Raw genomic sequence first — 17,565 nt, 5'->3', positions numbered from 1 at the left:
CCCGAACCTCCATCGGCGCCGCCGCCGCCCTGTTGCGGGACTGGATGGCGACGCGCTCATGCACGTTGAAGCCGTTGGAATAGGGCACATGCGGCCGCCATGCGTCGCCATAGAAGCTGGTGTCGAGATGGATGTGGCCTTCGACCATGCCGGGCACCACCAGCGCGCCGCCGAGGTCGATTGTCGTAATGGCTGAAGGTGGGCTGCCTTCGGGCGTGATCGCGACGATGCGGCCCGACGCGACGGCGATGTCGTTGACCGTGCCGTCGGAAAACCGGGCGCGGGTGAACAGCGTGTCGATCGTGCTCAAGATAGTCCCCTTGGTTATTCAGAGAGTATCCTGCAGCCTGTCATGAGCAACAACAAGCGTCGCGCCGCGGCGCGGCCGGTGTAGGATGCGCGTCACGATGAGTAGGGGAGCAGCCGGTGTCCAGCGCTAAAGCCAAGTCCGTCGCTCGCGGCCGGCCGCGGTCGGCGGAGACCGAGCAGGCCATTCTGCACAGCGCCTATCGCCTCATGGCGTCGGAGGGACTGGCAGCGGCCAGCATCGATGCCATCGCCCGGGACGGCGGCGTCTCCCGGATGACGGTCTACAAATGGTGGCCGTCGCGCGAGGCGCTGCTGATCGACGCCTTCCTGCGGCAGGCGGCGACGATGCTGCCATTGCCGGAGGCCGGCGATCCGCTGCTGCGGTTGCGCCGGCATGCCGTCGCCTATATCCGGGCGCTGAACGGCGACTTTGGCAAGGTACAGCTCGCCGTTATCGCGGAATGCGTGGCCCGTACCGGTTCGGCGAAGATCTTCTCGGAACGTTATCTCGCCATTCGCCGCGACGCGGCGGTCAAGATCATCCGGACCGGACAAAAGAGCGGACGGATCACGGCGACGGAAGCGGCGGGCGATCTGTACGACCGCATCTATGGCACGCTGTTCTACCAATATGTGTTCGGCTTTCGCGCGTTGAGCCCAGGCTATGCGGAAAAACTCGTCAACGCGGTGCTGGCTGGCGCGCCCGGCGAAACCACGTCCAGGTCTCCCGGGTGACGGCGAGGTAGCCGTCGCCGCGATGCGCGATGCGCGAATCGACGATGTCGTTGAGCTTCGGCAGCGCGTGAAACGGGACCGAAGGATAGGCGTGATGTTCGACATGGAACGGCATGTTCCAGCTGAACCACTTCATCAACTGGCCGGTATAGGTGGTCCGGGTGTTTTCAAAGGCGCTTCTTGTATGCTCGCAGCCGGTGTGTTCGGCGAACAGATAGGGCCGCAGGAACCATTGACCGACCACCAGCGGGATCAGCCAGACCCACAGCAGCAAGGTCGACGACAGCGCCACCGACGCGATCAGCAGCAGCAGATAGACCAGCGCATAGCTGCGCGCCTCACGCACCACCATGGCGCGCTTGTTGTCGGGAATCCACGGCACCGTCACCGTGCCGGTGATGGCATGGCGGAGCATCAGCCGGACCCGCTTGAACAGATATACGATGCCCGAATAGGCAATCGCGAGCTGGGCGTCGGAGCGGGGCACCGTGGCGAACATCAGTTCGGGATCGCGCGCGGGATCCTGCGTGAAGCGGTGGTGATCCCAGTGAAACAGCGCGTAATATTCGTAAGGGTACAGGATGGTCAGCGACGACAGATGGCCGAGCGCGGTGTTCAGCCAGCGGGTGCGGAACACGGTCTTGTGCGCGGCTTCATGGACCGGCATGAACAAGAACGCGACCAGAAAACCCTGGGCAATGATCAGCGGCACGGCGAACAGCACGCCGTAGCGGGTCAGCACCATCCAGAGCAGCGTGCCGTTCAGCAGGATCGCGCCGAAATGCGACAGCGCCCGCAGCGCCCCGGGCGCGTTGGAGCGCACCGATAATTTCTTTAACTGCGCCGGGGTGAGGGCGCGTGCCTCGATGGTTCGGTCAGCCTGCGGATCCATGGTCATTCGATTGTCCCGTGGTGTCAGTCGTTCAGGAAGGCGCTGATGCTGGCATTGAGAAAGGCGCGGTCGGCCGGGATCAGCGCCGGATTGCCGGCGCGGTGGCCATACAGCGACGGGATCGGCTTCAGTTCGGCGGAGCGCGCCTGGGTCAGCAACGGCAGTTCGTCCGCATTGTCGCCGACCTGGAAATAGCCGTCGGTCTGGCCCGGCATCAACAGCACCCGTGCCTTGATCGCGGCCAGTGCCCGGGTGAGGTCGCCGCCATAGGCCTCGCATTGCGAAATGTCGCCATGCTGCCAGATCCGGATCTGCGCCAGCAGATCATTGGCGTCGCGCCGCGCGAAGGCGCCATCCCAGGACCGCGCCAGGAAATCCTCCAGCGAGCTGAAGCCGAGCGCGCGCCACAATTCGTCGCGGTAGAAACCGTGCGACATCGCCCAGCCGGCATAGACGCGTCCCATCGCGCGCAGCCCGGCGGCGGGCCTGGCGATGAAGCGGCCGTCGACGAAGGCCGGATCGGCGGTCAGGGCCGCCTTGACGCCTTCGAGAAAGACGTAGTTGAACGGTGAGCAGCGGGCGCTGCCGCAGACGATCGCCGCGCGTTGCACCATGTCCGGATAGGCCGCGGCCCAGTGATAGGCCTGCATCGCGCCCATCGACCAGCCATACACCATGGCGATGGTCGAGACGCCGAACTGCTCGGTGATCAGCCGGTGCTGCACGGCGACCGCATCATGATAGCTGACGGCTGGAAACGGCGTATCGCCGAGGCGGGAAGCGTTCGACGGCGACGACGACAGACCATTCCCGAACAGGTTCGGGATGATGACAAAATAGCGGTCGGGGTCGAGCGCGTTGCCCGGAGCCACCAGCCATTCGGTGTCATGATGCTGGGCGCCGAACGAGGTCGGATAGACGATGACATTGTCGCGGGCGGCGTTAAGCCGGCCATAGGTCTGGTACGCCAGCCGCATGTCCGGAAACATCTCGCCGGACCGTAGCCTCACGTCGCCGGCGTCGAATGTTTGATAATCGCGCGGCAATGTCATGCACCGATTCCCGACGTGTGGCCCGTGGCCAATTTCCATTAGTGGATCATTTGTACAGTTAATATGACGCCCGGCCAATGCCGAACAAGCGCCGCGGCGGCGCAATTGCGGGCAGCGGTCTGCCCGTTATCCGCGCGGCGCTGCCATCATTCGAGGTTCAAAACCGAAGAATGACCGCGCCGGTGCGACTTGGGCACGCGTGCCCGCATTTTCGAATAGCAACAATGTGCTGATTGGAGGTCAAATCGGGTAATTTATCCACAAAAGCGCTGCCCATGGCTTGCCAGTTAGGCTAAGCCACGCCCCCGCACACCGCTCTGGCTGCCATGCGCGTCCCGCGCCGGCATCGCAATTCCCGGAAGAGATGATGATTGATACCGCAAGCTTCGTGCCCACCGCCGCTGTTCCGCGTCGCGACAAGCCCCTGAATTCGCCGGCGCAGGTTCTGCTGGCGAGCCTGATCGGCACGACGATCGAATTCTTCGATTTCTATGTCTATGCGACCGCGGCCGTGCTGATCTTTCCGACGCTGTTCTTTCCCAACTCCGACCCGACCACGGCGCTGCTAGCGTCGTTCGCCACCTTCTCGATCGCGTTCTTCGCGCGCCCGTTCGGCGCCATCGTGTTCGGCCATTACGGCGACCGGATCGGCCGCAAGACCACGCTGATCGCAGCCTTGCTGACGATGGGCATTTCGACGGTGGTGATCGGCCTGCTGCCGACCTATTCGCAGATCGGCGTCGCCGCTCCGCTGTTGCTGGCGCTGTGCCGCTTCGGCCAGGGTTTCGGGCTTGGCGGCGAGTGGGGTGGCGCGGTGCTGCTGGCCACCGAGAATGCGCCGGAAGGCAAGCGCTCGTGGTACGGCATGTTTCCGCAGTTCGGCGCGCCGCTCGGCCTGTTTCTCGCCTCCGGCGCATTCTGGATCCTGCTGCACTTCATGTCGCAGGATTCGCTGCTGAGCTGGGGCTGGCGGATTCCCTTCATCGCCTCGATCGCGCTGATCGGGATCGGCCTGTGGGTGCGGTTGTCGATCACCGAAACTCCGGAATTCCAGAAGGCCATCGACCAGGCCGAGCGCGTCGCGGTGCCCGGCCTGGAATTGCTGCGCAACCACAAGCGCAGCCTGTTCCTCGGCACCTTCCTGGCGCTGGTGACCTTCGTGTTGTTCTACATCTGCTCGGCCTATCTGCTGGGCTACAACGTCAAGGTGGTCGGCATCTCGTTCCTCGACGCGCTGAAGGTGCAGATCTACGGTTCGGTACTGTTCGGCATCAGCACCGTCGCGGCGGGCAAGCTCGGCGATCATTTCGGACGCCGCAATTTGCTGATCTGGAGCACCATCGCGGTGGCGCTGTTCTCGTTCGCGCTGGGGCCGTTGCTGACCGCCGGCATCGCCGGCATCTACGGCTTCATCACCATCGGCATGCTGATGTTCGGCCTGAATTACGGCGTCATCGGCACCGCGCTGGCGGCACCGTTCCCGACCCAGGTGCGCTATACCGGCGCCTCGATCACCTTCAACCTGGCCGGCATTTTCGGCGCTTCGCTGGCGCCCTATATCGCCACCTGGCTGCAGGCCAATTATGGCATGAACTATGTCGGCTATTATTTGCTGGCGGCGTCGCTGGTGACGCTGGCCTGCATCTTCGCGCTGCCGAAGGACGATATCTGATCGCATTCCGGCGGCATTGCATTCCGGCGGCCAAGACGACAAGCTGGCCGCCGGAATTATCGAAAGAGGCTGCCATGAACGTCCATTCGCGCAACATTTCCACGCCGATCGATCCGGTACGGCTCGACCGGCTGGCCGAGGTTGCCATCAAGGTCGGGCTGCAACTGGCGGCGGGGCAGGATCTGCTGATCACCGCGCCGTCGGCGGCGCTGCCGCTGGTGCGGCGGATCGCCGAACATGCCTACAAGGCCGGCGCCGGCCTGGTGACGCCGTTCTTGTCCGACGAAGACATCACGCTGTCGCGCTACCGTTACGGCGCCGATGCCAGTTTCGACCGCGCCGCCGGCTGGCTCTATGAGGGCATGGCCGAGGCGCTCGGCAACAACACCGCGCGGCTCGCCATCGTCGGCGATAATCCGATGCTGCTGTCGAACGAAGACCCCGCAAAAGTGTCGCGCGCGAGCAAGGCCAACTCGATCGCCTACCAGCCGGCGCTGCAGAAGATCGTCGGCTTCGACGTCAACTGGAACATCCTGGCCTATCCGACCGCGTCATGGGCGATGCAGGTATTTCCCGGCGACGACGAGGACGTCGCGGTCGGCAAATTGGCCGATGCGATCTTCGCCGCCTCGCGCGTCGACAATGACAATCCCGTCGCCGCCTGGAACAAGCATAATGCGATGCTGCGCGAGCGCACCGAATGGCTGAACGGCCAGCGCTTTCACGCGCTGCATTTCACCGGGCCCGGCACTGATCTGTCGGTCGGCCTCGCCGACGGCCATGAATGGCAGGGCGGCGCCTCCACCGCCAAGAACGGCATCATCTGCAACGCCAACATCCCGACCGAGGAAGTGTTCACCACGCCGCATGCACTGCGGGTCAGCGGTCATGTCAGCAGCACCAAGCCGTTGTCCTACCAGGGCACCCTGATCGAGGATATTTCGGTGCGTTTCGAGGATGGCCGCATCGTCGAGGCCAAGGCATCGCGCGGCGCCGAGGTGTTGAACAAGGTGCTCGATACCGACGAGGGCGCGCGACGGCTCGGCGAGGTGGCGCTGGTGCCGCATTCCTCGCCGATCTCCGCCAGCGGATTGCTGTTCTACAACACGCTGTTCGACGAGAACGCCGCCTGCCACATCGCGCTCGGCCAGTGCTATTCAAAGTGCTTCATCGATGGTGGCACTCTGACGCCCGAGCAGATCGCGGCGCAGGGCGGCAACAAGAGCTTGATCCACATCGACTGGATGATCGGGTCGCAGCATATCGACGTCGACGGCGTCCATGCCGATGGCCGCCGTGTGCCGGTGTTCCGCAAGGGCGAGTGGGCCTGACCCTGATTGTGTTATGCTCCATGGGTGCGCGGCGCTTTCGGCCGCGCGCCTTAACCGGATGCCGCTCAGCATGACCAGTGGCAACGATTTTTACGGCAGCATTGCCGTCTTCCGCGGTTTTGGCAGGCTGATGGACCCGGCATTGTATGTGCCGCTGCCGGAGGACTGGACCATCGGCGTCGCCGATATCGTGCAATCCACCAAGGCGATCGCGGAGCAGCGCTACAAGGCCGTCAACATGGCGGGCGCCGCGGTGATTGCCGCGGTGACCAATGCGCTGGACGGGCGCGAGTTTCCGTTCGTGTTCGGGGGCGACGGCGCCAGTTTCGCGGTGGCGCCGGGCGACCTCGATCGCGCGCAGGAGGCGCTGGCGGCCACGGCGGCCTGGGTGGAGGCCGATCTCAAACTGACCATGCGCGTGGCGCTGGTGCCGGTTTCGCAGATTCGCGCGCGGGGTCTTGATGTGCGCGTCGCGCGTTTCGGGCCGTCGCCGAACGTTTCCTATGCGATGTTTTCCGGCGGCGGCCTGGTCTGGGCCGAGGCCGCCATGAAGCGTGGCGAATTCGCGGTGGCGCCAGCGCCGCCTGGGGCCATTCCCGATCTCTCCGGCCTGTCGTGCCGGTTCGAGGAAATGCCCTCGGTGCGCGGTCTGATCCTTTCGGTGCTGGTGGTGCCGGCAGAATTGGCCGACGGGGCCGAATTCCGCCGCACCATCGAACAGATCATTGCGCTGATCGAAAGCAGTCCGGATGCCGGGCGGCCGGTACCCGCCAATGGCCCGGCGCTGAAATGGCCGCCGGCGGGGCTCGGTTTCGAGTTTCGTGCAGAGCGCGGTCATGGCCCCGCGGCGCTGCGCCACGTCCGGGTGCTGGGTCGTACCCTGCTGGCTTTCGTCGTGATGCGCTTCGGTATCAGTGTCGGTGGCTTCGTGCCGAAGACCTATGTGCAGCAACTGGTAGAAAATTCCGACTTCCGCAAATATGATGACGGCCTGCGGATGATCCTCGACTGCACGCCGGAACTGGAAAGCGCGTTGGAGCGCCGTCTTGTTGTCGCGGCGGTGGCGGGTACGATCCGCTACGGGCTGCACCGCCAGGACGCCGCGATGATGACCTGCTTCACGCCGTCCGCCTTGCGCAGTGATCACGTTCACTTCATCGACGGCGCCCGCGGCGGCTATGCCTCCGCGGCGACGGCGCTGAAGGCGATGAAGGGTTAACGAGCGTACGTGTCCCGGACGCGGAGCACTGCGCCTCCGCAAGGAGGTGTAGTGCTCCGCGGGGCCGGGACCGCCACGAACACAGCGCTTCGTGCCGCGTCGCGTCCGGGACACCAGTGTTCATCTTAACGGCTCAGGTCCTACCGCCCGATGCGGGTCCAGTTCTCGCCGCCGCAGAACGCTCCGACGCAGCCTTCGACCCGGAGCGTGTCCGGGCCGGCCACGGCGACGTTGCTGACATAGGTCTTGCCGTCATCGGCATTGTAGATCTGGCCTGACCATTTGTTCGGTCCGACCTGCCGCATGTCAATGAAAAGACCGAGGCCGATGATGGGGCGCGTCGCGCGGGCGGGATCGGGATTCTTGTCGTCGATCGGCGGCTTGCCGGTCTTGGGGTCGATCTTCTCGCGCAACGACATCACGGTGGCGCACAGGCCGCCGCCGCATTTGCTGACCCGAACCCGGGCATCGCCAGCCTGGGTCTCCCAGATGCCGGTGGGCTCGCCGGACTGCGCCGTGGCGGCGGGGCCGGCCAGCAGCACACCAAGTGTCGCGATCATCACGGCAAATCTGAACTTCATGTATTTTTCCTCGAGATGGCGGCCTGCATACCAAGAAATCGGATTTGTGCAATGCCGGATCGGGTTTTCAATCGCGCGACCCGGCCGTCATTCGACGGCTCACCACGGCAGGCCGCACAGATCGATCTCGCCCTCATGCGGTGCCCGCTTCAGATAGGACACCAACGGCAGCAACGCGTCAAAACGCACCCGTTGGCCGCGCTGTTGCGCGAAAACCTCACCGGCAAACGGCTTCCAGCTGCGGGCGGTGTAGAAATCCGCATTGTGTTGTCTGCAGAACAGCAGTGCAAAATCGGTGGCACGCTCGTCCTTCAGCGTCTGCAGCGCGGCGTTGAGCGCCACGCTGGCGAAGCCGCGGCGTCGGAAGTCCGGATGGGTCGCAACCCCGCCTATGCCGCCGATGCGGATCGGACGATCCTTCCAGACGCCCTCGCGGCGGCAGATGCCGACGTGACAGACCGGCTGTTCATCGGCCAGCACGATCACCCGCAATTCGGCGCGGGCATATTCGATGCGGTCGGTGGTGCGTTTTTCCGCGGCCTGCGGCCAAACCCGTTCGAACAGCGGCTGCACCATGGGCCATGATGCCTCCCCCGTCAGAATTTCGATCTCGATGTTCATTTTGCCCGGTACCCCTGCGCGCTTTGCCCTGTCCTATAGAGCGACATGGCTCCGCGGCATAATTCCGCGCGAAGGGGAGTATTTAACAACCATGGAACCTTCTATAAGGGGTTCCGTTAGACCTACGTCTCCCATCATTTTTGTGGACCATCACCGATGACCTTCACGCTTCCCAATCTGCCTTACGCCTATGACGCGCTTGCGCCCCATATGTCGAAGGAAACGCTGGAATTTCATCACGATAAGCACCATCAGGCTTATGTGACGAACGGCAATAACCTGCTCAAGGGCACGGAATTCGAGGGCAAGTCCCTTGAGGAAATCGTCAAGGGCTCGTTCGGCAAGAATGCGCCGTTGTTCAACAATGCGGGCCAGCACTATAATCACCTGCACTTCTGGAACTGGATGAAGCCGAATGGCGGCGGCGACAAGCTGCCCGGCCGTCTCGAGAAGAAGATCACCGAGGATCTCGGCGGTCTCGAAAAGTTCAAGACCGACTTCGCCGCCGCCGGCGTCGGCCAGTTCGGCTCCGGCTGGGCCTGGCTGTCGGTCAAGAATGGCAAGCTGGAAATCTCCAAGACCGCGAACGGCGAAAGCCCGCTGGTCCATGGTGCCACGCCGATCCTCGGCGTCGACGTCTGGGAGCACTCCTACTACATCGATTACCGCAACCGCCGCCCGGACTATTTGAAGGCGTTCGTTGATCATCTCGTGAACTGGGAATATGTCGACGAGCAGCTCGGCAAGGCCGGCGTGTAAGCGTCGTCTTTGATTGAATAAGAAGGGCGGTGGCGCAAGCTGCCGCCCTTTCGTTTGTAATGTGCGATGATGCGAGTGGCTTCCCTCCCCCTTGTGGGGAGGGTCGGCCGAACGAGGCGATGCGGAGCATCGCTGGAGTGGAGGCCGGGGTGGGGGTGCCGCGGGCTCGGCGTGCGTGGCACCCCACCCGACCGGCCTTCGGCCGGCCACCCTCCCCACAAGGGGGAGGGAAGAGGACGGAGCATGCTGAATTACATCCTGGTCTTTATCGGCGGCGGCCTCGGCGCGACGTTGCGTCATACCGTCAATGTCAGCTGCGCGCGCTGCCTCGGCACCGCCTTTCCGTGGGGCACCTTCATCATCAACATCACCGGCTCGACCGTGATGGGCCTGATCGCCGGCTACCTCGCCTTCAAGGGGCAGGCCTCGCAGCCCTGGCGGCTGTTTCTGATGACCGGTATCCTTGGCGGCTACACCACGTTTTCGGCGTTCTCGCTGGATGCGGCGCTGCTCTATGAGCGTGGCGAACTCGGTCTGGCGCTGGCCTATGTGTTGGGCTCGGTGGTGTTGTCCGTCGTCGGGCTGTTCGCAGGGCTGGCACTGGTCCGGCATTTCGCCTGAGCCGGGCGTTGCACCGGGGTATGTTATAATATAACAGTTTCCACAGGGCGGCCTCGGGCCGCCTGATCTGTTTGCCCGGACCCCGCCGATGGCGCATTCGCACGACCACCCGCATCCCCATGGTCACAGCCATGGTCCGGCCTCCCCGCATCCGGCCCAGCCGGCGCCATGGTCGATCCTGCGTATGGCCCTGCTCGGGCGGCTGGCGGCGGCCCTGGCGCTCAGCGCGGGCCTGTGGGCGATCGTTTTGATGGCGATGCGCTGATGGTCGCCCAATTGACCTTCTCCGACGTGACGCTGGGCTATGACCGCCATCCGGCGGTGCATCATCTCAATGGCGAGATCGCCGCGGGCTCCCTGCTGGCGATTGTCGGCCCCACTGGCGCCGGCAAGTCGACGCTGTTCCGCGGCATCGTCGGCATCCTGAAGCCGCTCGCTGGCTCGATCGGGCTCGGCGACCTGAAACCGCGCGAAATCGCCTATCTGCCGCAGAGCGTCGATATCGATCGGACGTTTCCGATCTCGGTGTTCGATTTCGTCGGCACCGGGCTGTGGCGCTCCACCGGCCTGTTCGGCGGGCTTGGTCGCAAGGCGCAGGGCCAGATCGCCAACGCGCTCGCTTCCGTCGGTCTCAATGGCTTCGAGAACCGTACCATCGGCACGCTGTCCGGTGGCCAGATGCAACGCATGCTGTTCGCGCGGGTGCTGCTGCAGGACGCCCGCGTCATCGTGCTCGACGAGCCATTCAACGCCATCGACGCCAAGACCTCGGCCGATCTGATCGGGCTGGTCCGGCACTGGCACGCCGAGCAGCGCACCGTACTGGCCGCGCTGCACGACATGGATCTGGTGCGTGCCAATTTTCCCGAGACCCTGCTACTGGCGCGCGGCGCCGTGGCCTGGGGCGCGACCGCGCAGGTACTGACGAGTGAGAACCTGCGGCAGGCGCGGCGGATGTGCGAGGCCTTCGACGACGGCGCCGGCGCCTGTGTCGTCGACACGGCGCGACCGCGGGCGGCATGAGCCCATGATCTACGACGCGCTGGTGGCGCCCTTCACCGATTTCGAATTCATGCGCCGTGCGCTGGCCGGCGTGGTCGCGCTGGCGTTGGGCGGCGCCCCGATCGGCGTGTTTTTGATGCTGCGGCGGATGAGCCTCGTGGGCGACGCGATGGCGCATGCGATCCTGCCCGGCGCCGCGGTGGGCTTCTTGTTCTCGGGTCTCAATCTGTTCGCCATGACCTTTGGCGGGCTGATCGCCGGCTTCTCGGTGGCCTTGCTGGCAGGCCTCGTCTCGCGCGTCACCGAGATCAAGGAAGACGCCTCGCTGGCGGCGTTCTACCTGGTGTCGCTGGCGCTCGGCGTCACCATCGTCTCGATGCGCGGCACCAATATCGACCTGCTCCACGTGCTGTTCGGCAACATCCTGGCGATGGATGACCAGACCCTGCTGGTGATCGCCTTCAACGCGACGATCACATTGATCATGCTGGCCATCATCTATCGGCCGCTGGTGATCGAATGCGTCGATCCGGTCTTCCTGCGCACGGTGAGCCGCGCCGGTGCGCCCGCGCATCTGGTGTTTCTGGCGCTGGTGGTGCTCAACCTCGTCAACGGCTTTCACGCGCTCGGCACGCTGCTGGCGGTGGGGCTGATGGTGCTGCCGGCGGGGATCGCGCGGTTCTGGTCGCGCGACATCACCGGGATGATGATGATCGCGGTGGCGAGCGCGATGGCCTCCGGCTATTTCGGGCTGGTGCTGTCGTTCCAGACCAAGGTGCCGTCGGGACCCGCGATCATTCTGGTCGCGGCCGGGCTGTATGTGTTCTCGGTGCTGTTCGGCAATGTCCGCGGCCTGTTGCGGCAGTTGTTTCCCGGCCGGCATCTCGAAGCATGATCGGACAGTTCTTGCGGCAATTTTGTGTTGTTGGTCTGGTTGCGCTCGCGCTGATGGGTACCAAGCCGCTGTATGCGCAGGAGAAAGTCGACGTTGTCGCCAGCTTTTCGATTCTTGGCGATATTGTGAAAAACGTTGGCGGCGATCGCGTCAGCGTCACCACGCTGATCGGGCCGAATGGCGATGCCCATGTCTTTACGCCGTCGCCGCTCGACGCCAAGAAGATCGCCGATGCGCGGCTGGTGGTGGTCAACGGCCTCGGCTTCGAGGGTTGGCTGCCGCGGCTGGTGAAATCCGCCGGCGGCACGGCCGTGATCGTCACCGCCACCCATGGGATCGCGCCGCGTGAACGGGATGCCCACGCCGATCCGCATGCCTGGCAGTCGGTGATCAACGCCAAAATCTATGTCGCCAATATCCGCGCGGCGCTGGTCGCAGTCGATCCGGCCGGCGAGGCGGCCTACAAGGCTCATGCCGACGCCTATCTGGCGCGGCTTGATGTGCTCGATGGCGAGGTCCGGACGGCGATGGCCGCCATTTCCGAAGCCCGCCGCCAGGTAATCTCGAGCCATGACGCCTTCGGCTATTTCGCCGCCGCCTATGGCGTCACTTTCATCGCGCCGCAGGGTGTCTCCACCGAGGCCGAGCCCTCCGCCCGCGACATCGCCCGCATCATCACCCAGATCAAGGCGGCCAACATCCCCGCGGTTTTTCTCGAAAATATCAGCGATCCCCGTTTGATGCGCCGGATCAGCGCCGAGACCGGGGCGAAGATCGGCGGAACGCTGTATTCCGACAGCCTGACGCAGGAAAACGGCGACGCCCCCACTTACATTGATATGGTCAGGCACAATATAAAGGCGCTGACGAGCGCGCTGAACTGACTGGCGCAGGGCCACCCCTGCGAATGGCGCTGCCAATATCCCCGCCGGAGTAATCATGTCTGAAACGACCGCCGCCAAAATCCCCGTGACCGTGCTGACCGGCTATCTCGGCGCCGGCAAGACCACGCTGTTGAACCGCATCCTGTCGGAGAACCACGGCAAGAAATACGCCGTGATCGTCAACGAGTTCGGCGAGATCGGCATCGACAATGATTTGATCATCGGCGCGGATGAAGAAGTGTTCGAGATGAACAATGGCTGCGTCTGCTGCACGGTGCGCGGCGATCTGGTGCGCATCCTCGGCGGCCTGATGAAGCGCAAGGGTAAGTTCGACGCCATCATCCTGGAGACCACCGGCCTCGCCGATCCCGCGCCGGTGGCGCAGACCTTCTTTGTCGACGAGGATGTGCAGCTGCACACAAGGCTCGACGCCGTGGTGACGGTGGCCGACGCCAAATGGCTGAGCGCGCGGCTCAAGGACGCGCCGGAAGCCAAGAACCAGATCGCCTTCGCCGACGTCATCGTGCTCAACAAGATCGATCTGGTGACCCAGCCCGAACTCGCCGAAGTCGAGGCCCGGATCCGCGCCATCAACCCCTACGCCAAGCTGCACCGCACCGAGCGCGCGCAGGTCAAATTGTCCGACGTGCTGGAGCAGGGCGCTTTCGATCTCGATCGCATTCTGGAGATCGAGCCGGAGTTTCTCGACGCCGGCGAGGCGCATGACCACGATCATCATGGTCACGATCACGGCCATCACCACGATCACGATCACAGCCATGGCGGCATGAAGCACTATCATGACGAGCACATGCAGTCGCTGTCGCTGCGATCCGACAAGCCGCTCGATCCCTCGACCTTCATGCCGTGGCTGCAGGGGTTGGTACAGGCGGAAGGCGCCAAGATCCTGCGCTCCAAGGGGATCATCTCATTCCATGGCGACGATGAACGCTATGTCTTCCAGGGCGTGCACATGATGCTGGAAGGTGATCACCAGCGACCGTGGAAGGAGGGCGAGAAGCGCGAGAGCCGCCTCGTCTTCATCGGTCGCGAATTGCCGGAGCAGATGATCCGCGACGGCTTCGCCAACCTGATCCCCGTCTGATGTCCGATTTCGATCCGCTGCGGGAGCAGGAATCCATCGTCTCGGTTACCGACCGCGTCCGTCCCGTCACGATCGGCGCGGCGGTGGTGGCCGTGCATTTTTTTGGCGACACCGCGATCTTTGTCGGCGCCGAGGAAAGCGTCACGCTGGTCGACGGGATGGGCCAGACCGTGGTGCCAGTGCATAGCGGTGGCATTCTGTGCTCGGTCGCCGATGACAAGCGTATCCTGCTCGGCGGCGATGACGGCAGACTGGTTGAACTCAACCGCGACCGCGACGTCGCGGTGCTGGCCACCGACGCCAGGCGGCGCTGGATCGACAATGTCGCCCTGCATCCCGATGGCGCGGTGGCGTGGTCGGCCGGCAAGACGGCGTTTGTCCGCCCGCCAAAAGGCGAGGAGAAATCCTTTGAAGTCCCCTCCACGGTCGGTGGTCTGGCGTTCGCGCCAAAAGGCCTGCGGCTGGCGATCGCGCATTACAATGGCGTGACGCTGTGGTTCCCCAACATGGCCGCCAATGCCGAAGTGCTGGAATGGGCCGGCTCGCATCTCGGCGTCGTTTTCAGCCCGGATAACAAGTTTCTGGTCACCGCGATGCACGAGCCGGCGCTGCATGGCTGGCGACTGGCGGATGGCAAGCATATGCGGATGACCGGCTATCCGGCGCGGGTGCGTTCGATCTCGTGGAGCGCCGGCGGCAAGGCGCTGGCCACCTCCGGCGCCGACAGCGTGATCATGTGGCCGTTCGGCAGCAAGGACGGCCCGATGGGCAAGGAGCCGGCGATGCTGGCGCCGCTTAAGGCCAAGGTCACCATGGTGGCCTGCCATCCCAAACAGGACATCCTCGCCTGCGGCTACAGCAACGGCACCATTCTGATGGTGCGGACTACCGATGGCGCCGAGGTTCTGGTGCGCGCCAACAAGGGCGAGCCGGTCACGGCGCTGGCCTGGAACGCCAAGGGAACGCTGCTCGGCTTCGCCGATCAGAATGGCGATTCGGGGTTGCTGGAGCTCTGACCAATGGCGGCTGCTCTCGAAGCCTGAGCCCGGGACGCGGTGATCCTTAACCGCGTCTCGAAGGAGGGCCGCAGGTGGCTCGGCCTCCGCCTCATGGCTCGAGACGCGCGCAAGAGCGCGCTCCTCACCATGAGGAAGGTGGAATGGCTCTATCCGAAAATGCTCCAGCACCGCGTCCGAGGCACCATTTTGGCTGCACCTGAGCGCGTCGGGATGGTTCGCGCCTACTTCAGCAGCGCGCGGATCTTGTCCGCACCCGCTGGCGTGACGGGATTGTAGACCACCATGTTGAGGTCGGGCCGACCATCGACGGCGAATGACGAAAATTCCATCGACAACGATCCGGCGATCGGATGTTGCAGGACCTTCGTGCCATCGCCGTGCTGGCCCTGCACATCGTTGTCGCGCCACATCGTCGCGAATTCGGGGCTGGTCGCGCACAGCTCATCGACCAGCGACTGCACGTTGCCCGCCGCACCGGCACGCGCCACATCCGCGCGGAAGGACGCCACCACATATCGCGCGATGCTTTGCCAGTTGGGCTGCGCTGCCCGGACGTGGCTGTCCCGGAACATCAGGCGCAGAACATTGCGCTGCCCATCCGGCAGCGTGCTGTAGTCAGTGAGGACCGCCGCTGCGGCTCTGTTCCACGCGATCACGTCCCATGTCGCCGTGCGAATGAAAGCGGGACTGTATTCCAGCGTATCGAGCACGCGTTGCAGGCGGGGTGAGATACCTTCCGGCGCGTGATAACGGGCTGCGGGGAGCCGGCCGAGACCGAGCAGAAAAAGATGTTCGCGTTCCGCCGACGTCAGCATCATGGCGCGGGCGATACGATCCAGCACGTCCGCGGAAGGCGCGCCGCCGCGCCCTTGCTCCAGCCAAGTGTACCAGGTGGCGCTGATATTGGCGCGCTGCGCCACCTCTTCGCGCCGAAGTCCCGGCGTTCGTCGCCGCCGCGGCGGAAAGCCGAAAGCCGTCGGATCGAGCTTGGCGCGGCGATCCTTCAGATAAGTCCCCAGCGAGTTTTCGTGCATCATCCTGTTAGTTCTTATACTATTGTAATCTCACTACTTTACCCGAATATGAAACCTACCATATCCCTGCATGCTGAACAGGGAGTGTTTTCTCATGCGTGTATTCGTTACCGGCGCCGCCGGATTTATCGGCAGCGAAACGACCAAGGAACTCATTGCAAACGGACATCAGGTCGTAGGCCTCGCGCGCTCCGAAGCGAACGTCGCCACGCTTCAGAAGCTGGGTGCGGAGGTTCATTACGGCTCGCTGCAGGACCTCGACAGCCTGAAGCGCGGCGCAAGGGGGGCAGACGGCGTGATCCATCTGGCCTTCATCCATGATTTTTCTAAATTCGCGGAGAATGGCGCGATCGACAGGACCGCCATCGAAGCCATGGGCGATGAGCTGGCAGGCACCAACAAGCCTTTTATCGTCACCTCGGGGACCGGCCTGATCGCGTCAGGCGTGGTGGTTACCGAAGATATGCGGCGCGAATCCAGCGCACATGTTCCGCGCGTATCCGAGCAGGCGGGCCTCGCATATGCGTCGCGTGGCGTGCGCGCGATGGCGATACGGCTGCCGCAGGTGCATGGCGCCGACGGGAAAGCCGGATTGATCTCGTATCTGGTAGAACTCGCGCGTCAGAAAGGCGCCGCCGCCTATGTCGGCGGGGGCGCCGAACGCTGGGCCGCGGCGCACGTGCTGGATGTCGCGCGCCTCTACCGGCTTGCGTTGGAGAACGGGACGGTCGACGGGATCTACCACGCGGTTGGCGAGGAAGGCGTGGCCATGCATGAGGTCATCGACGTGATCGGCCGCGCGCTCAATGTGCCGGTCGTGTCCATCAGGAAGGAGCAGGCGGGTGAGTACTACGGGCCGCTGGTGATGTTCGCCGGTCTCGACATGCCGGCCTCCAGCGCCTTGACACAGCAGCGGCTGGATTGGACGCCGGCCGGGATCGGCCTGATCGCCGACATCGGCCGGCCGAACTACTTCAAGGCTTGAGCGCCTCAGTGGTACCCATTGTGTCCGGGAAAGTCCTGAGCCAGTGGCGCGCGATGTCGGCGCGCGGCGCGACCCAGGCGTGGCCGGAACCGGTGATGTGGCGCAGGATGCTGTCCAGCGCGCCCATCCGGCCGGGACGACCGATCATCCGCGGGTGCAGCCCGATCGACAGCATCTTTGTCGCGCGTTCGCCCTCGCGCGTCAGCCAGTCAAAGGCGTTGGTGCAGTAATCGGCGAAATCAGTGCCATTGAAGCGCTGGGTGTGCTGGAAGTGCATGTCGTTGGTATCAAAGGCATAGGGCAGGATCAAATGACGGCGGCCGGCGACGGCGACGGTGTAGGGCAGGTCGTCATTGTAGGCGTCGCTATCGTAGAGAAAACCGCCATCCTCGACCAGCAGGCGACGGGTGTTCGCCGACGTCGCGGAGCGGGTGTGCCAGCCGAGCGGCCGCTGGCCGGTCACCTCGGCGATGACCTGCACGGTGCGCGCGATGGCTTCGCGTTCGGTGCTCTCGTCCATGCCGGCGTGGCTTTCCCATCGCCAGCCATGCGCCGAGACCTCATGGCCGCGGCGGATCGCGTCGCGCGCCAGTTGCGGCGAACGCTCGACGGCGCGGCCACAGGCGCTCACCGTGGTCTTGACGCCGTAATCATCGAACAGGTCCATGACGCGCCACCACGCCGCGCGAGTGGCATATTCGAAATGGCTCTCGATGCACGGGTCCGGGCCATCGAGGCGATGCTCGACCTCGTAGATGGCCTCGTTGCGTCCATCGCCCTCGGACACCGTGAATTCGGCGCCCTCCTCGAAGTTGACGACGAAGGACACCGCGACGCGGGCGCCGCCGG

General features: G+C 64.2%; 20 protein-coding genes. 13 read left to right on the top strand and 7 right to left on the bottom strand.

The features are described 5' to 3' along the window. Positions 1–310 (bottom strand): amidohydrolase family protein (locus Q0S16_RS04275; RefSeq protein WP_366517800.1); only part of this gene is annotated, 310 nt, incomplete at its 3' end. 116 nt (positions 311–426) lie between these two features. Here Q0S16_RS04275 and Q0S16_RS04270 point away from each other — a divergent pair. Then, a complete protein-coding gene (locus tag Q0S16_RS04270) occupies positions 427–1,044 on the top strand; it encodes a TetR/AcrR family transcriptional regulator (RefSeq protein WP_295845403.1) in 618 nt (205 codons plus the stop codon). Here Q0S16_RS04270 and Q0S16_RS04265 read toward each other — a convergent pair. Together Q0S16_RS04265 and Q0S16_RS04260 are read right to left on the bottom strand one after the other, a co-directional pair. Further along, positions 989–1,942, bottom strand: a complete 954-nt coding sequence (locus tag Q0S16_RS04265; RefSeq protein WP_295845402.1) for a fatty acid desaturase — start codon at positions 1,940–1,942, stop codon at positions 989–991. The two genes, Q0S16_RS04270 and Q0S16_RS04265, sit on opposite strands and share 56 nt — an antisense overlap. Positions 1,943–1,959: 17 nt before the next feature. Then, positions 1,960–2,988: an alpha/beta fold hydrolase gene (locus tag Q0S16_RS04260; RefSeq protein WP_295845399.1), complete on the bottom strand. Its 1,029-nt coding sequence runs from the start codon at positions 2,986–2,988 to the stop codon at positions 1,960–1,962. A gap of 367 nt (positions 2,989–3,355) precedes the next feature. On the opposite strand from Q0S16_RS04260, the gene Q0S16_RS04255 reads away from it, so the two are divergent. The 3 genes from Q0S16_RS04255 to Q0S16_RS04245 all read left to right on the top strand — a co-directional run bounded on the left by Q0S16_RS04255 (position 3,356) and on the right by Q0S16_RS04245 (position 7,210). After that, entirely contained in the window at positions 3,356–4,660 is a 1,305-nt protein-coding gene (locus tag Q0S16_RS04255) for an MFS transporter (protein ID WP_295845398.1), read from the top strand. A 74-nt stretch (positions 4,661–4,734) separates the two neighbouring features. Further along, positions 4,735–5,991 (top strand): aminopeptidase, encoded by a 1,257-nt coding sequence (locus Q0S16_RS04250; RefSeq protein WP_295845395.1) that lies wholly within the window; start codon positions 4,735–4,737, stop codon positions 5,989–5,991. A gap of 70 nt (positions 5,992–6,061) precedes the next feature. Beyond that, positions 6,062–7,210, top strand: a complete 1,149-nt coding sequence (locus Q0S16_RS04245; protein WP_295845393.1) for a DUF3095 domain-containing protein — start codon at positions 6,062–6,064, stop codon at positions 7,208–7,210. Positions 7,211–7,350: 140 nt separating this feature from the next. On the opposite strand, the gene Q0S16_RS04240 is transcribed toward Q0S16_RS04245, so the two are convergent. Together Q0S16_RS04240 and Q0S16_RS04235 are read right to left on the bottom strand one after the other, a co-directional pair. Continuing rightward, a complete protein-coding gene (locus tag Q0S16_RS04240; RefSeq protein ID WP_295845391.1) occupies positions 7,351–7,791 on the bottom strand; it encodes a DUF2147 domain-containing protein in 441 nt (146 codons plus the stop codon). Between the two features lie 99 nt (positions 7,792–7,890). Further along, a complete protein-coding gene (locus Q0S16_RS04235) occupies positions 7,891–8,412 on the bottom strand; it encodes a GNAT family N-acetyltransferase (RefSeq protein ID WP_295845390.1) in 522 nt (173 codons plus the stop codon). Positions 8,413–8,568: 156 nt separating this feature from the next. Here Q0S16_RS04235 and Q0S16_RS04230 point away from each other — a divergent pair, with 156 nt between their 5' ends. The 8 genes from Q0S16_RS04230 (at position 8,569) to Q0S16_RS04195 (ending at position 14,694) form a co-directional block, all read left to right on the top strand. Next, a complete protein-coding gene (locus Q0S16_RS04230; RefSeq protein WP_295845389.1) occupies positions 8,569–9,171 on the top strand; it encodes a superoxide dismutase in 603 nt (200 codons plus the stop codon). A gap of 246 nt (positions 9,172–9,417) precedes the next feature. Next, on the top strand, positions 9,418–9,792 hold the full coding sequence (gene crcB / locus Q0S16_RS04225) for a fluoride efflux transporter CrcB (RefSeq protein WP_295845406.1): 375 nt from the start codon (positions 9,418–9,420) through the stop codon (positions 9,790–9,792). Positions 9,793–9,880: 88 nt separating this feature from the next. Continuing rightward, complete coding sequence (locus Q0S16_RS04220) at positions 9,881–10,057, top strand: hypothetical protein (protein ID WP_295845388.1); 177 nt, start codon at positions 9,881–9,883, stop codon at positions 10,055–10,057. Beyond that, positions 10,057–10,815 (top strand): ABC transporter ATP-binding protein, encoded by a 759-nt coding sequence (locus Q0S16_RS04215; RefSeq protein ID WP_295845385.1) that lies wholly within the window; start codon positions 10,057–10,059, stop codon positions 10,813–10,815. Before Q0S16_RS04220 ends, Q0S16_RS04215 begins: the two co-directional genes overlap by 1 nt. A gap of 4 nt (positions 10,816–10,819) precedes the next feature. After that, on the top strand, positions 10,820–11,689 hold the full coding sequence (locus tag Q0S16_RS04210) for a metal ABC transporter permease (RefSeq protein WP_295845383.1): 870 nt from the start codon (positions 10,820–10,822) through the stop codon (positions 11,687–11,689). A 53-nt stretch (positions 11,690–11,742) separates the two neighbouring features. Beyond that, positions 11,743–12,573, top strand: coding sequence for a metal ABC transporter substrate-binding protein (locus Q0S16_RS04205; RefSeq protein WP_295845405.1), 831 nt, complete (start codon positions 11,743–11,745; stop codon positions 12,571–12,573). 55 nt (positions 12,574–12,628) lie between these two features. After that, complete coding sequence (locus Q0S16_RS04200; RefSeq protein ID WP_295845380.1) at positions 12,629–13,678, top strand: GTP-binding protein; 1,050 nt, start codon at positions 12,629–12,631, stop codon at positions 13,676–13,678. Then, positions 13,678–14,694 (top strand): WD40 repeat domain-containing protein, encoded by a 1,017-nt coding sequence (locus Q0S16_RS04195; protein WP_295845379.1) that lies wholly within the window; start codon positions 13,678–13,680, stop codon positions 14,692–14,694. The genes Q0S16_RS04200 and Q0S16_RS04195 overlap by 1 nt, the downstream gene beginning before the upstream one ends. 224 nt (positions 14,695–14,918) lie before the next feature. Here Q0S16_RS04195 and Q0S16_RS04190 read toward each other — a convergent pair whose 3' ends face one another. After that, complete coding sequence (locus Q0S16_RS04190) at positions 14,919–15,734, bottom strand: helix-turn-helix transcriptional regulator (protein WP_295845377.1); 816 nt, start codon at positions 15,732–15,734, stop codon at positions 14,919–14,921. A 91-nt stretch (positions 15,735–15,825) separates the two neighbouring features. On the opposite strand from Q0S16_RS04190, the gene Q0S16_RS04185 reads away from it, so the two are divergent. Continuing rightward, entirely contained in the window at positions 15,826–16,716 is an 891-nt protein-coding gene (locus Q0S16_RS04185) for an SDR family oxidoreductase (protein ID WP_295845374.1), read from the top strand. Here Q0S16_RS04185 and Q0S16_RS04180 read toward each other — a convergent pair. Beyond that, a partial coding sequence (locus Q0S16_RS04180) for a polysaccharide deacetylase family protein (RefSeq protein ID WP_295845372.1) occupies positions 16,706–17,565 on the bottom strand: 860 nt, incomplete at its 5' end. The genes Q0S16_RS04185 and Q0S16_RS04180 overlap by 11 nt on opposite strands.

Origin of the sequence: Tardiphaga sp. (assembly GCF_025356345.1) — a bacterium.
GTDB lineage: Bacteria > Pseudomonadota > Alphaproteobacteria > Rhizobiales > Xanthobacteraceae > Tardiphaga.
Note: the sequence above shows the minus strand (reverse complement) of the source record. Positions and strands in the feature narration are given on the sequence as shown.

What these genes read in the sequence shown, in the direction of transcription:
- Q0S16_RS04265 (WP_295845402.1), bottom strand. Translation starts at nt 1,942, where the DNA reads ATGACCATGGATCCGCAGGCTGACCGAACCATCGAGGCACGCGCCCTC.
- Q0S16_RS04260 (WP_295845399.1), bottom strand. Translation starts at nt 2,988, where the DNA reads ATGACATTGCCGCGCGATTATCAAACATTCGACGCCGGCGACGTGAGG.
- Q0S16_RS04255 (WP_295845398.1), top strand. Translation starts at nt 3,356, where the DNA reads ATGATTGATACCGCAAGCTTCGTGCCCACCGCCGCTGTTCCGCGTCGC.
- Q0S16_RS04250 (WP_295845395.1), top strand. Translation starts at nt 4,735, where the DNA reads ATGAACGTCCATTCGCGCAACATTTCCACGCCGATCGATCCGGTACGG.
- Q0S16_RS04245 (WP_295845393.1), top strand. Translation starts at nt 6,062, where the DNA reads ATGACCAGTGGCAACGATTTTTACGGCAGCATTGCCGTCTTCCGCGGT.
- Q0S16_RS04240 (WP_295845391.1), bottom strand. Translation starts at nt 7,791, where the DNA reads ATGAAGTTCAGATTTGCCGTGATGATCGCGACACTTGGTGTGCTGCTG.
- Q0S16_RS04235 (WP_295845390.1), bottom strand. Translation starts at nt 8,412, where the DNA reads ATGAACATCGAGATCGAAATTCTGACGGGGGAGGCATCATGGCCCATG.
- Q0S16_RS04230 (WP_295845389.1), top strand. Translation starts at nt 8,569, where the DNA reads ATGACCTTCACGCTTCCCAATCTGCCTTACGCCTATGACGCGCTTGCG.
- Q0S16_RS04220 (WP_295845388.1), top strand. Translation starts at nt 9,881, where the DNA reads ATGGCGCATTCGCACGACCACCCGCATCCCCATGGTCACAGCCATGGT.
- Q0S16_RS04215 (WP_295845385.1), top strand. Translation starts at nt 10,057, where the DNA reads ATGGTCGCCCAATTGACCTTCTCCGACGTGACGCTGGGCTATGACCGC.
- Q0S16_RS04210 (WP_295845383.1), top strand. Translation starts at nt 10,820, where the DNA reads ATGATCTACGACGCGCTGGTGGCGCCCTTCACCGATTTCGAATTCATG.
- Q0S16_RS04205 (WP_295845405.1), top strand. Translation starts at nt 11,743, where the DNA reads ATGGGTACCAAGCCGCTGTATGCGCAGGAGAAAGTCGACGTTGTCGCC.
- Q0S16_RS04200 (WP_295845380.1), top strand. Translation starts at nt 12,629, where the DNA reads ATGTCTGAAACGACCGCCGCCAAAATCCCCGTGACCGTGCTGACCGGC.
- Q0S16_RS04195 (WP_295845379.1), top strand. Translation starts at nt 13,678, where the DNA reads ATGTCCGATTTCGATCCGCTGCGGGAGCAGGAATCCATCGTCTCGGTT.
- Q0S16_RS04190 (WP_295845377.1), bottom strand. Translation starts at nt 15,734, where the DNA reads ATGATGCACGAAAACTCGCTGGGGACTTATCTGAAGGATCGCCGCGCC.
- Q0S16_RS04185 (WP_295845374.1), top strand. Translation starts at nt 15,826, where the DNA reads ATGCGTGTATTCGTTACCGGCGCCGCCGGATTTATCGGCAGCGAAACG.